This window comes from Streptomyces sp. NPDC058469 (genome assembly GCF_042721125.1).
Classification (GTDB): Bacteria; Actinomycetota; Actinomycetes; order Streptomycetales; family Streptomycetaceae; genus Streptomyces.
Genome location: NZ_JBHXME010000232.1, coordinates 1 through 13,443, shown reverse-complemented (window position 1 = coordinate 13,443; position 13,443 = coordinate 1). Strand labels below are relative to the sequence as shown.

At 71.0% G+C, this 13,443-nt stretch carries 12 protein-coding genes and 1 pseudogene; 10 read left to right on the top strand and 3 right to left on the bottom strand.

Annotated features, from left to right (window positions below):
- Positions 1 to 459 precede the first annotated feature (459 nt).
- Entirely contained in the window at positions 460 to 1,419 is a 960-nt protein-coding gene (locus tag ACFWP5_RS48735; protein ID WP_384172639.1) for a DUF3710 domain-containing protein, read from the top strand.
- Between the two features lie 438 nt (positions 1,420 to 1,857).
- Here ACFWP5_RS48735 and ACFWP5_RS48730 read toward each other — a convergent pair whose 3' ends face one another.
- From ACFWP5_RS48730 to ACFWP5_RS48720, 3 genes and pseudogenes are all read right to left on the bottom strand, one after another.
- Positions 1,858 to 2,355, bottom strand: a complete 498-nt coding sequence (locus ACFWP5_RS48730) for a transposase (protein ID WP_384172636.1) — start codon at positions 2,353 to 2,355, stop codon at positions 1,858 to 1,860.
- A gap of 350 nt (positions 2,356 to 2,705) precedes the next feature.
- Positions 2,706 to 2,972, bottom strand: a pseudogene (locus tag ACFWP5_RS48725) (TetR/AcrR family transcriptional regulator); the annotation flags it as partial.
- Positions 2,969 to 4,258 carry an amidohydrolase family protein gene (locus tag ACFWP5_RS48720; protein ID WP_384172633.1) on the bottom strand — a complete coding sequence of 430 codons (1,290 nt, stop codon included), beginning with the start codon at positions 4,256 to 4,258 and terminating at the stop codon, positions 2,969 to 2,971. The pseudogene ACFWP5_RS48725 and the gene ACFWP5_RS48720, both read right to left, overlap by 4 nt.
- A 99-nt stretch (positions 4,259 to 4,357) precedes the next feature.
- Here ACFWP5_RS48720 and ACFWP5_RS48715 point away from each other — a divergent pair, with 99 nt between their 5' ends.
- The 9 genes from ACFWP5_RS48715 to ACFWP5_RS48675 form a co-directional block, all read left to right on the top strand.
- The gene (locus ACFWP5_RS48715; protein ID WP_384172630.1) at positions 4,358 to 6,103 is read left to right on the top strand and encodes an ABC transporter substrate-binding protein; all 1,746 of its coding nucleotides are present in this window, start codon (positions 4,358 to 4,360) and stop codon (positions 6,101 to 6,103) included.
- A 1-nt stretch (position 6,104) separates the two neighbouring features.
- Positions 6,105 to 7,928, top strand: a complete 1,824-nt coding sequence (locus tag ACFWP5_RS48710; protein ID WP_384172627.1) for an ATP-binding cassette domain-containing protein — start codon at positions 6,105 to 6,107, stop codon at positions 7,926 to 7,928.
- Entirely contained in the window at positions 7,925 to 8,785 is an 861-nt protein-coding gene (locus ACFWP5_RS48705; RefSeq protein ID WP_384172624.1) for an ABC transporter permease, read from the top strand. Before ACFWP5_RS48710 ends, ACFWP5_RS48705 begins: the two co-directional genes overlap by 4 nt.
- A 34-nt stretch (positions 8,786 to 8,819) precedes the next feature.
- Positions 8,820 to 9,815, top strand: coding sequence for an ABC transporter permease (locus tag ACFWP5_RS48700; protein ID WP_384172621.1), 996 nt, complete (start codon positions 8,820 to 8,822; stop codon positions 9,813 to 9,815).
- 83 nt (positions 9,816 to 9,898) lie between these two features.
- On the top strand, positions 9,899 to 10,546 hold the full coding sequence (locus ACFWP5_RS48695) for a cysteine hydrolase family protein (protein WP_384172618.1): 648 nt from the start codon (positions 9,899 to 9,901) through the stop codon (positions 10,544 to 10,546).
- 33 nt (positions 10,547 to 10,579) lie between these two features.
- Complete coding sequence (locus tag ACFWP5_RS48690; RefSeq protein ID WP_384172615.1) at positions 10,580 to 11,599, top strand: hypothetical protein; 1,020 nt, start codon at positions 10,580 to 10,582, stop codon at positions 11,597 to 11,599.
- A 41-nt stretch (positions 11,600 to 11,640) separates the two neighbouring features.
- On the top strand, positions 11,641 to 12,657 hold the full coding sequence (locus tag ACFWP5_RS48685) for a phosphotriesterase (RefSeq protein ID WP_384172612.1): 1,017 nt from the start codon (positions 11,641 to 11,643) through the stop codon (positions 12,655 to 12,657).
- A complete protein-coding gene (locus ACFWP5_RS48680) occupies positions 12,654 to 13,163 on the top strand; it encodes a RidA family protein (protein WP_384172609.1) in 510 nt (169 codons plus the stop codon). Before ACFWP5_RS48685 ends, ACFWP5_RS48680 begins: the two co-directional genes overlap by 4 nt.
- 37 nt (positions 13,164 to 13,200) lie before the next feature.
- Positions 13,201 to 13,443: transposase (locus ACFWP5_RS48675; RefSeq protein WP_384172606.1), on the top strand; the 243-nt coding region annotated here is incomplete at its 3' end.

Genomic DNA, 13,443 nt, shown 5'->3' with positions numbered 1-13,443 from the left:
CCCACCAAAGCCGCCCACCCCACCTCTCAGCGAACCAGCAACACACCAGGCCAGCCGACACCCCATACACCAACAAGCCCCCCTCCGAGCGTCACAACTGCTACGTGGTGGATCCCATCGGCCGCACATGGACCTATCTCCACACGTCGAGCAGCGAATACGGCTGGGTGCTCGACGAGACGCTTCCCGACGGCGGGCAGTTACGTCCACTGCTACTGACGGCCGAGAGCCTCCGCGAGCGCCGCAGTGAAGAGCTGAGGCGCATCGAGCGTGCGGGGCCGGTCCGGACGTACTCCCCCCGTGCTGGCCCCGCACGATGTCTTGCGCCGTGGGATTCGGTAGCGACCGGCGAGGGGCCCGTGCCCGTTGCGGCCGACGTCGCCCCGGTATGGCTGACCATCTGGCACAGGCCGCTCCTGCGGTCGCACCAATCACAGAGAAAACTCCGGAGGTGGTGGCGTGGGAAACAAGGCCAAAGCGATGGCTGTCCTGCATCAATTCGAGCGTGACGGTGCCATCACCCCCGGCAATAAGGCACTGGCGGAGTTCGGGCGCTGGGACCGGCTGACGACGCCGGCCGCCCTGCTGCTGACGGCACTTCGGCTGGAAATATACGACCGCAGGACGGACGGCCACTCCCCCGAGAAGATCAGCACCGATCTCGGTTCTGCGCTCTCCCCCGACACCGCGGCCGACATCGTGGCCGCTCTGCTCGGCGACGTCGCCGTAGCACTACGGGCCGAACACCAGGGCACAATCTCACCCCATGTCCTCCTCACCATGCTGAGCGCCGCGGTCAAGGACAGCCGCTACTCCGACGAGGAGTTCGGCGAGCTGCTGGGCTTCGCCGAGGAGGCCTGCGCAGAGGCCCAGCAGGTGTTGACGGGAGAGTCGGGCACCGGCCCATGGGGCATCGGCGACCCGAAGTGTCCACCGCTGACCCAGTACACCGACCTGGGCGGGATCCACGTCCCCTACCAACCGCACCTGGAGATCAGGCCGGTCCCGAGCAAGGGCCACGACAACATCGTCGCCGTGAACGTCATCACCGACCAGACCGCGATCCAACTCCAGGCCTACCACCGCGCAGAAGGGACCGGATGGGACAGCGCCCGCGCCGACCTCATGGCCAAGCTACGAAACCTGGACGCGCCCGTACGGGAATGGGCCGGAGCCGCCGGAGTCGAACTGCGGGCCGTCATGCGCGTGGTCGGCCCAGACGGCTCCGAGGACCTGCTGGACCGGAAGTTCATCGGTTTCGACGGCCCCGGATGGCTGCTGCGCGGGGTGGTGACCGGTGAGGGGGCCGAACCGGACAGTACGGACCTCTGGGCGTACGACATCTTCACGCACACTGTCGTGAACCCGGGATTCTCCAGCATGAATGTCGGCACCGCGATCAGGCTCCGCACGCCGTAACCCTGTTCCCGGTCCCGCCCGCCAGAGCACCCGGTGTCCACCTCGGGGCGCCGGACCGTTCCGATGGATTCGGCCGGGCACGAAACGCGTACGGAAGGCGCTCACAGGCAGTACCGGGACCCCGATACGGCGCCCGGCCGGGCGTCCTGACATCGGACAGCGCGATTGTCCGACGTGGCGTGGAGGAACTGCCGGACAACCCGCAGCCCACCTAGTGTGATGCCGTTGCTTTACGCGGTTGCGGGTTGGGGCCGTTGGATGCGGACTGCTCGGATGCCGGTGTGGGTGGGTTGGGGCCAGGTGTGGTGTTCGGCCCTTTTGAGCCGGTAGTTGGACATCTTGAGTTTGACGACGCGGGGCTGGCTGCGCAGGCGTCTTTGGGGCAGGAGACGTTCGAGCAGGTCGTGCTGGAGCGGGACGAGGGTTCTGACCAGGAGGTCAGGGGGAAAAACTGCCCGGCGTGACGGTCACGCTGGGCCGGGCGGAGCGCAGGGTTTCGGTGAAGGAGATCCGGTCGGGATCCAGGCCGAGGGTGGCGGCGGTTCTCACCATCAGCTCACGCAGCGCGTGGTGGACGAGCAGGTGGGCCCAGATCTGCTGCAGGACGCCGTCGGGGGTCTTGCTGCTCAGCATGGTGCGAGCTCCGCGTTGATGGGTCTTTAGCTCGGCGAAGACAGCTTCTGCTTCCCAGCGCTCCTGGTAGAGCGCGGCCAGCTGGCGGGCGGGACAGCGGCGGGCATCGAGCAGGGTGGTCACCAGCCGGTAGTCCCCTTGCTCCGGAGGCGCGGTGTGCGCCCCGTGGCGCGGTAGTCGGCCAGCACGGTTTCGGCGCGGGTGATGACGGCGGGGGCGGCGGAGCCGTCGACGCCGAGTAGTCGGAGCGATCCTCGGACCGCCGACTCCGCGTAGCGTGCGCGGTCCCCCTTTCCGCCCCACTGGCGCTGTGACACCGAGGCCTCCACGAGGGCGAAGACGAGGTCCACGTCGCGGGCGAGGTCGGCGGTCCGCTCGGGTGGGTGGAGCGCGGCGAGGGCGGCGCGGCCGAACTCGCGGTAGGTGTCCCGCAGGGCGGTCTGCGCGGTGCGGGTCGGTACGAAGTCGTCCTCCTGCAGTTCCGGCAGGTGGTAGACGACATGGAGGTTCAGCCGGTCGCGCAGGAGGGTCTCGAGGTCGAAGGCGGCCAAGGCGCAGACCCGTACGACGGGGTCGAGGTCCTGTTCCGTCAGCCAGGCCGCGAACTCCAGCGCCGGAGTGACGGTGCTGGAGAGCAGTGAGGTGAGGATCGCTCGCTTGTCGGCGAAGTGGTAGTACATCGTCGACTGTTTGATGCCCACGGCTTCGGCGATCTGACGGGTCGTGGTCTTGCCGTACCCCTGCTCGCCGAACAGCCGTGACGCCGCCTGGAGGATCTCCTCCCGGGTGCTGAGTCCGTTGCGCTGCTTGGGAGCGGAGCGCGGACGGCCCGGCTTTCCGGCGGCGGGGCGCTGCGGTGCGGGGTCGGACGGCTGTGGTCCCGGGGCGGCGGCTCCCGTCTCGTCGGCGTCGTGCGTCACGCGGCTCGCTCCTGTCCGGCATCGAGGCCGCTCGTCATGTCCTTGACCACGCGGCCCCCTTGGATCACGGTCCGGATCGCGTCGGGTTCGCCGAGCGCCGCGATGTCGGTCAGGGGATCGACGTCGGTCAGCACCAGGTCGGCCCGCAGTCCGGAACGCACTGCGCCCACCTCGTCGTCGAGCCGGCACATCCGGGCCGCGACGCAGGTGCCCGCGGCGATCGCGGCGGCGGGGGAGAGACCCAGGCGTACCAACAGTGCGAGTTCGCGCAGGTTCCGGCCGTGCGGCGCGATGCCGGCGTCGGTACCGAGGACCACGGGTACACCGCTGGTGAGCGCGACCGACAGGCGTTCGAGCGCCGTCTCCCGCAGCCGTCGGCGTTGCTCCACCAGGCGCGGCGGCCCGTCCTGGCGTACGGGACGGGTCAGCGCGGACAGGGTGGGGACGAGATACGTGCCCCGCTCTCCCATCTCCTCCAGGGTGGCGTCATCCACCAGATAGCCGTGCTCGATGCTGCGTACGCCGGCCCGTACCGCGGCCGTGATACCTGCGGCACCCTGGGCATGGGCCGCCACGCCCACCACGCAGTGGCGTTCCGCCTCGGTGACGACCGCGCGCAGTTCGGCCTCTGTCAGCCCGCCGGACTCCGGTGCGCGGCGCGGGCTGCTCATACCCCCGGTCGCCGCGACCTTGACCCAGTCGGCGCCTTGGCGCACGACCTCGCGCGTGGCCCGGACGAACTCCTCCGCGGAGTCGGCGACCGCGCCCGCACCCGGACCGGAGTCGAGCGGCGTACCTCTGACGGTCCGCCAGTCCCCGTGGCCGCCGGTGATGCTGAGGATGCGCAGGGCGATCTGCAGCGCCGGCCCGCGCACATGGCCGGCTTCGAGTGCGTCCCGGAATCCGGAGTCCGCACCGGCGAGGTCCCGCGCCGAGGTGATGCCGGCGTCGAGCGTCGTGGACAGGGCGGGCACCGAACGCAGTGTCAGCAGACTCTCCGGCGCAAGCAAGGTGTCGAATCGGCCTGCATCGGGACTGGTGCTCACATGGACATGGCAGTCGAAGAAGCCGGGCAGGACCGTGCGTCCGGCGGCCTCCAGGATCCTCAGTCGCGCGGGGGAGGCCACCGCGGGCAGGTCCAGGGTGCCGGTGGGTGCGACCGCGCGAATCCGGTCGCCCTCCACCAGAACGTCCAGGCCGGGCGCGGGAGTTGCCGCCGAGCCGTCGACGACGGTGACGTTCCTCAGCAGCAGCGCGGGGGCGGTGGCGTACTCGTCCTGCCGCACGTGCGTCCTCCTCCGTGGTCGATGCGGGCGGTCCGGGCGGAGTCACCGTACCAACAGGCCGAGGGGTTTTCTATCATTGACAGAATTTACCGTCCGGCAATGCTCGGCAACGCCCGGGAAACCCCAACCGCCGCTCCCGCGCCTATTTTTCGGTCACTGACAGGAATCCCCGAGTTCTCCGCGCGGCCCGCCCGCCGGGGCCTCCTCCACGAGAGGGACCTGATGCGACCAAGTGCCACCACCGCCTGTCCGGCCACGCCCACGAACGGGAGCCGTGCCGTCGCCCGACGCGGGCATCGGATCGGTCTCGCCGCCGCCGTGGCCACCGTTCTCGCGCTCACCGGATGCTCGGCCGGTCAGGCCGGGGCCGCGGGGAGCAAGGACGCGTTCACCGCGGCCATCGTGCAGACCTACACGACGCCCCCCGACCCCGACGTCAACTACGACGGCCCCGGCCTCAACATCATCCAGAACACCTACGAAGGCCTGGTCAAGTACGAGGACGGCATCGGTACAGCCAAGATCGTCCCCGCGCTCGCCTCCGCCTGGAAAGTCTCGAAGGACGGCCTCACCTACACCTTCACCCTCCGCGACGGCGTCACCTTCCACGACGGCACCCCGCTCACCTCCAAAGCGGTGGCGGACGCGATCGAGCGCCGTGCCCAGGTCGACGGCGGACCCGCCTACATGACCGCCGACGTCACCAAGGTCGCCACCCCCGACGACCACACCGCCGTCCTCACCCTGTCCGCACCCAACTCGGCGTTCATGGACTACCTCGCCTCGCCGTTCGGCCTGAAGCTCATCAGTCCCACCGTCCTCCAGAAGCACGCCGGCAAGGACCACGCCCAAACCTGGCTCACCACCCACGACGCCGGCACCGGACCGTACGAACTGGCCTCCGCCCAGACCGGCAGCCGCTACGAACTCACCGCCTACGACGACTACTGGGGCGCCAAGCCGAAGTTCGGCACCGTCGAGTTGGAGATCTCGCAGAACGCCTCCGCGACCCAACTGGAGCTGGAACGCGGCGAGATCGACGCCATCCTCGGCAACCTCAACAAGTCGGCCTTCGAGTCCTACGCCAAGAGCAGGACCGTCACGACCAGCACCTTCCCCAACCTCACCACCCAGATGATCTACATCAACCCGAAGTCGAAGGCCTTCACCTCGGCCGCGCGGCGCGAACGCCTCTTCATGGGCATCGACACCAAGGGCATCCTGTCCGCCGCCATGGGCAGCCTGGAGAAGCCCACGAGCCAGCTTTTCCCGCAGGGGATGCTGGACAGCGCCGTCGACGACCAGGGCATCACCTACGACAAGGGTGCACTCGCAGGCATCGCCGCATCGGCCCCCGCCAAGGGTCGTACCATCCGCATCGGTTACGCCGGCAGCAGCGCCGACGGCAAGGCGGTGGCCGAGGAACTCGCCTCCCGGATGAACAGCGCCGGACTCAAGGCGGAGGCCGTCGCCTACGCCGCGGGCACCATCTACAAGCTCACGGACGATCTTTCGGCCGCTCCCGACCTGGCCGTCTTCGCCGTCTTCCCGGACGCCGGCCACCCCGACTCCTGGGGCCGCATCATCTACACCCCGAAGGGCGGCCTGGACCTCTTCGGCGCCAAGGTCGACGGCCTCGACGCCGACCTCGACAAGGCACTGACCACCACCGACCAGTCCGCGTACGGACCGGTCGCCCACGCCGTCATCGACTCGCGCAACTGGTTCTCCATCGGCTCCCTGAACACCACCCTGCTCACCGGCCTGGGCATCACCGGCACCCGCAAGGCCCAGAACCTGCTGGAGTACAACGTCCTGCACTTCGCCGTCCTCGGCCGCTCCTGACATGGCGCCCGAGACAAGCCCGGACCTGACGGGAACGGACGACGTGACGACACGGGCCGAGCGGCCCACCCTGTCGGTGCGCGACCTGGACGTCCGGCTCACCCGCGACAACGGCACCGTCCACGCCGTACGCGGCGTCGGCCTCCACGTGCACCCGGGCGAAATCGTCGCCATGGTGGGGGAGTCCGGCTCGGGCAAGAGCGTGCTGGGCCTCGCCGTGATGGGGCTGCTGCCCCACCGCTCCCGGCCGCAGGTGAGCGGCTCCGTCCTCCTGGCCGGCACCGACATGGTCACCGCCGGGGACGAGGCCCGCCGCCTGGTACGCCGTCGGCATGTCGGGGCCGTCTTCCAGGACCCGATGACCTCGCTCGACCCGACCATGACCATAGGCACCCAGCTGGCCGAGGTGGCACCCGACCGCGCCGAACGGCTGAGGCTGCTGACGGACGTCGGCATCCCCGACCCCGCCTCCCGGCTCAGGGCCTTCCCGCACCAGCTCTCCGGCGGCCTGCGCCAGCGCGTCATGATCGCCCTGGCCGTCGCCCGCAATCCCTCCCTGATCGTCGCTGACGAACCGACCACCGCGCTCGACGTCACGGTCCAGGCCCAGGTCCTCGACCTGCTGCTGTCCCTGCGCGACGACATCGGCTGCGCCGTCCTGTTCGTCACCCACGACCTGGGTGTCGCCGCCCGGATCAGCGACCGGATCGTGGTGATGTACCGGGGTGCCCTGGTCGAGCAGGGCGCCCCGGACGAGATCTTCCAGCGGCCTCAACACCCCTACACGCGGCGGCTGTTGGCCTCCCGCATCGACCTCGACACCCCACGGGGCCGGCCGCTCACCCTGGGCCGCCCGACCGGGGACGAGGCGGACGACGTACGGGAGAAGGACGCACGACCGCCATCGCCGCGCACCGTGACCGCACTCGCCGGCGGCGGAGGCCGCCGGGCCGTGGACGCGAACGGGGTGCTGACGAGCGGTCACGCACCGCCCGCCGACCGCGACCTGCCCGACCGATGGCCCGAGCCGGTCATCGGCGCCGACCTCGCCGTACGACTGCGCGGGGCGGCCCGGGTCTTCCGTTCCGGACCCCCGTGGGCCCGCAGGGAACTGCATGCGCTGCGCGGCGTGGACCTCGACGTCGCCCAGGGCGAGTCGGTGGCATTGGTCGGCGAGAGCGGTTGCGGCAAGTCGACACTGCTGCGGATCGTGGCCGGCCTGGACCAACCCACCACGGGCGGGGTGAGCGTGCTCGGCGGTACTCCGCAGATGGTCTTCCAGGATGCCGGCTCGTCTCTCACCCCGTGGCTCACCGTCGGCGACATGCTCGACGAACGGCTGGCCCTGACGGCCGGACGGCTCACGCGCGCGGAACGCGCGGCGGCCGTCGCGGACGTACTCGAAACCGTCGGCCTGCCCATTGCCACGGCCACCGCCCGCGGCGACCAGTTGTCCGGCGGCCAGCGCCAGCGGGCAGCGATCGCGCGGGCGGTGATCGTGCCACCCCGGGTCCTGCTGTGCGACGAGCCCACCTCGGCCCTGGACGTGTCCCTCGCGGCGACCGTGCTCGACCTTCTCGGCCGGCTCCGCAGGGAGTTGGGCATGTCGATCCTCTTCGTCACCCACGACCTGGCCGCCGCCCGGATCATCGCCGACCGCATCGCGGTCATGCGCGCGGGCCGCATCGTCGAGGAGGGACCCACCGAGCGGATCTGCTCGGCCCCGGCCGAGGAGTACACCCGCGCCCTCCTCGACGCCGTTCCCGGCTCCCGCCGGCGCCGGCCCGCACCCGGCCCGGCCGCCGCGGCAGGAGGTACCCGATGACCACGCTCAACCCCCTTGCGGTCGGGCGGCGCCGTACGTACGCCGAAGCCGTCCGCACCCGCAGCACCATCGCGGACCGGATGGCACTCGGGGCCCTCGCGTTGCTCGTCCTGCTGGCCCTGCTCGCCCCGGTCCTCACCCCGCACAGCCCCGTCCTGCGCTCCGGCGAGGCCTTGCTGCCGCCGTCCAGCGCCGGCCATCCCCTCGGCACCGACGCCCTCGGCTACGACCTGCTCGCCCGCGCCCTGTACGGCATGCGCGCCAGCCTGTTCGCCGCCGTCGTCGTCATCGCCTCCGGGGTCCTGGCCGGCGGACTGGTCGGGGTCCTCGCAGGTGCCCTGCCGGGCTGGGTGGACGGGCTGCTGATGCGGATCACCGATGTGTTCCTGGCACTGCCGGGACTCGTCATCGCGATGGCCGTCGCGGCCTCCCTCGGCGCGAGCTATCGCAGTGCGCTGATCGGCATCGCCGTCGTGTGGTGGCCGATGTACGCGCGGCTCGTGCGCGGCGAGATCCGCGCCTGGGCAGCCCGGCCGCACCTGGAGGCGGCAAGGCTGGCCGGGGTGCCCTGGGAACGCCGGGTCACCCGTCATCTGCTGCCCGGTGTCCGCTCGACCGTGGTGATCGTCGCCAGCCAGGACGTCGGCGGCCTCGTCGTGGCCCTGTCCGCGCTCTCCTTCATGGGCCTCAGCTCGCCGGCCCCCGCACCGGAGTTGGGCGCCATGGCCGCGCAGGGCATGCAGTACCTGCTGACGGCCTGGTGGGTGCCGATCGTGCCGGGCGTCGCCGTCATGCTCCTCGCCCTCGTCGCGAACTACGCCGGCGACGCCGTCCGCGACATGCTGCGGCGCCGGTGAACCCGGCCCGCCCGTCCTGGAGAGGACCGACACCGTGAAATTCGTCCTGAGCCGTCTCGCGGCGACAGCCGGGGTCCTGCTCACCCTGACCATGGCCCTGTTCGCACTCCAGGAGATGTCCGGCGTCGACCCGGCCAAGGCGTACGTCGGGGCCAACGCGTCCCCGGCCACGGTCGCCGCCGCCCGCGCCCGACTGGGGCTCGACGAACCCCTCCTTCCCCGCTATCTGCACTACCTCTCGGGGCTGCTGCACGGGGACCTGCAGAACTCCCTGCGCACCCGCACTCCCGTCGCCTCCGACCTGGCCGCCGTCCTGCCCGCGAGCCTCGAACTCGCCGGCTGTGTGCTGCTCGCCGCCGTGCTCCTCGGCACCGTGTTCGCCTACCTCACCGCGATGCGCCGACGCGGCTCCGCGCTCCTGCGCGGCGTGTTGTTCACCGGTGCCGCCGCACCGGCCTTCCTCCTGGGCATGGTGGCCCTGCTCGTCTTCTACGGCCGTCTCGGCTGGCTGCCGTCCGGCGGACGGACGTCCTTCCGCGACGCCCCCACCGGGCCCACGGGCTTCCTGCTCCTGGACAGCCTGCTGGCCGGCCGGCCCGACGTCTTCGCCGACGCGGCCACACACCTGGTCCTGCCCGCGCTGTGCGCGGCGATCGCCCCGGCCGTGGCGATCGGGCGAGTCCTGGCCGACGGGCTCACCGCCAACCTGGAGGCCGACCACGCGCGGACCGCCCGCGCGGCCGGCCTGACGGAGCGGGCGGTTCTGCTGCGGCACGCCGTCCGTAACTCCCTCGGGCCCGCCCTGTCGATGGTCGGCATCCAGGCGGGCGCCCTGCTCGCCGGACTGGTCGTCGTCGAGAAGATCTTCGACTGGCCGGGTGTCGGCTCCTACCTGGACAGCTCGGTCGCGGCCGCCGACCTGCCGGGCATCACCGGGGTCGCCCTGCTGCTGGGCGTGGTCTACGTCGCGGTGAACGCCGTCGTCGACGTCCTCCAGGTCCTGGCGGACCGCCGACTGGCGCTCGCCTAACCGGTCACAGTCACCCACGCACACCCGGACACCCGGACACGGCTCCAACGGCCGATGTCCGCACGGAGAGAGGAAGGATCCAGATGAACGTAGCCGGCAACGCCGTCCTGATCGTCGTCGACATCCAGGGCGGTGACGTCGAGCAGTCCGCGTCACGCACGGAGATCCCGCACATGGCGGGCCGCGCCGAACGGACGCCGCGCGTGCACGAACTGATCCGCCGCACGCGTGAACAGGGCATCCCCGTCGTCTGGATCCAGGAGGTCCACAAGCCCAACCTGGTGGACATCGGCCGTGAACTCGACGGGGCCGAGGGACCGCACTGCATCGAGGGCTGGCCGGAGACCGAGCTGTCGAAGGGCCTGGAACCGCGTCCGGACGAGTTCCTGATCCGTAAGCGCCGCTACTCGGCGTTCTTCGGCACCGAACTGGAGATCGTCCTCAAGGCCTACCGGGCCGAGACCGTGATCCTCATCGGCGGGCTCACCGACGTGTGCGTGCACTACACGGCCGTGGACGCGCATCAGCACGACTACCGGGTGCGGGTGGTCACCGACTGCGTCGGCGGCTCCACCCAGGAGGCTCACGACGCCGCGCTGCGGGCCGTCCACTACCTCCAGCGGGACGCGCTCGTGGAACAGGCGGAGGTCCTGCGGTGGCTGGAATCCGCAGCGCCCAACCCCGAAGTGACCCGCGCCGACCGAACCCATCTCGCGGGCCGCCCGGCCTGACCTGGCCCAGGAGACGAAGGACCACCACTCGACATGATCGAAACCGTCCTCGGCCCAATCGAGGCCGCCGCGCTCGGCCCCACCTCCATGCACGAACACCTGCTGAGCGACAGTCGCGTGCTGCACCGGCCGCCGCGCGAACCGCTGCCCGACGACCACGGCGTCACCGTGGAGAACCTGGGCTTCCTGCGCTGGAACCTGCTCGCGCTGGAGGACAACCTCGTCCTGGACGACCCCGACACCGCAGTCGCGGAACTGCGGCCCGCCCGCGCTCTGGGCCAGTCCTGCGTGGTCGACCTGACCACCTGGGGACTCGGCCCGCGGCACGCCGAACTCCCCGCTCTGGCGCGGGCGTCGGGCCTGCACGTCGTCGCCGGATACGGCGCCTATCTGGGCCGCTCCCACCCGGACTGGCTGCGCGCGCTCGACGAACCGGCCCTGGAGGAACACTTCCACCGGGCGCTCACCGACCACATCCCCGGCGTCGCCTACAGGGCCGCCCTCCTCGGCATCATCGGCACCGGCGCACCCGTCGACCCCGCCGAACGCCGCATGCTGCGCGCCGCCGGGCGTGCGGCCGCCCGCTGCGGCGCCGCCGTCGGCGTACGGCTCGATCCCGGCGCCCGGCTGGGCCTCGGCGTACTGAAGGAGCTGGCGAGTGCCGGACTCCCGGCCGAGCGGGTCGTCCTCGGCAACGTCGACGAGTACATCGACCCGCCCTACCTCCGCGAACTGGCCTCCGCCGGAGCCACATTGGAGTGGTGCTTCGGCAACGAGGCCTACTACCGCGACGGTTACAAGGACGCCACCGACGCCGAACGCCTCGACGTCGTCGAGGCGTTCCTCGCCGACGGGTTCGCCGACCGCATGGTGCTCGGCTGCTCCGTGTGGACCAAGACCCAGCTACGCCGCTACGGAGGCATGGGCTACGACCACCTCCTGCGCCGGATCGTGCCCGCGCTGCGCGGCCGGGGCATCGCCCAACACCTCGTCGACACCCTGCTCGTCGAGGTGCCCCGCCGCCTGCTGGACCGGCCTCCGCCACCCGGCTGAAATCCGGGCCGATCAGCTGTCCCGCACACGGAAGGCCACTCATGCCAGTCCACACCGTCCTCGGCCCCATCGAGGCCGCCGCGCTCGGCCCCACCTCCATGCACGAACACCTGCTGAGCGACCTCAGCCTGTGGGCACGCCCCGCCCCGCCCGGCGAACCCCCGCTGACCGGGCCGATCCGTCCGCACGACATGGCCCGACTGCGCTGGAACGCCCTCTCCGTCCCACACAACCTGATCCTGCACGACCCCGCCGTGGCCGTCGCCGAGATGACGGCACTGCGACAGGCGGGCGGCGCCGCCGTCGTGGAACTGACCCAGCGCGGCATGGGCCGCCGCCTTTCGGAACTCCCGGACATCTCGCGCCGCAGCGGCGTCACCGTCTGCGTCGGCACCGGCTGGTACGTCGACGCCACCCACCCCGACGACATCCGTACCGCCGACATCGACACCCTCACCGCCAAGCTCCTCACCGACCTGCGGGACGGCATCGACGGCACCGGCATCAAACCCGCCCTGATCGGCGAGCTGGGCACCAACCACCCTCCGACCGAGGGCGAGTTGAGGGTGATCGCCGCCGCGGGCCGGGCCGCCACCGAGACCGGCAGCGCGGTCAACGTGCACCTTTCCTTCCGCGGACAGGACGGCCTGTCCCTCGTCGAACTCCTGCTGTCCGAGGGCATGTCCGCCGACCGCATCGTGCTCAGCCACATGGACGAGGTGCTAGACCGCGCCCACCACAGGGACGTTGCCCAGACCGGAGCCGTCCTGGAGTACGACACCTTCGGCACGGATTTCTCCTATGGCAGCCCCGACCTGCGTTCGCCCGCCGACCACGAGCGTCTCGACATGGCCGCCTGGCTGCTCTCGGAAGGCCACCAGGACCAACTGGTGATCGGCTGCGACGTGTGGACGCAGTCCAACCTGCTGCACAACGGCGGCTACGGCTACGAGCACCTGTTCCGCCGCATAGCGCCCGCTCTGGAGAAACTGGCCGGCCCCGAGGCGCTGCACCGCATCCTGGTCGACACCCCGCGGCGCCTGCTGGACCGCCCGTGAGCCCCGCCGAGGGCGCCGAGGCCCGCGCCGCACGGCTCGGCCTCCGCATCCCCGACTACGCCGACCCGCCGTACGGCGGCCGGTACGGCACCGTCAAGGCGTTCCACCGCAGCGGCCGCCTGGTCCTCCTCAGCGGATTCACGCCCGAGGACCGCGCGGGCACGATCCTGCACCCGGGCCGGCTCGGAGCCGATCTGTCCCTCGGGCAGGGCCGGGAGGCGGCCCGCATGGCCGCGGTCAACGCCCTCGGCGGCATCCGGCTCGCGCTCGGATCTCTGGACCGTGTCACGGCAGTCGTCCGCACTCTGTGTTTCGTGGTGTGCACGCCCGAGTTCGAGGACGTCCACCAGGTCGCCGCCGCTGCCACCGACGTGTTCACCGAAGTCTTCGGCCACGAAGCGGGGGTGGGTGGCCGTGCGGCGATCGGCGTGATGCAACTGGCCCGCGGCAACTGCTTCGAACTCTGGCCGACGGTCGAGGCCGACCCGCTCCCGGGCCGGCTCTAGGCGGTTTCGTTTGGATCAGTCGGTCGTTGGTCCGGGTGTGCCATTAACTGACGCGCAGTGGGCGCGAATCGAGCCGTTGCTCCCGGACCGGACGCCGAAGCGGGGTGGCCGGTGGCGGGATCACCGGGAAGTGATCGATGCGATCGCCTTCAAGTTCCAGACCGGAACACAGTGGGTCCATCTGCCGGGGAAGTACGGCAACTGGCGAGGCGTCTACAACCGGCTGCGGATGTGGGCTGTTGACGGCACCTGGGAGCGGGTCTTCACCGCGCTCATGGCC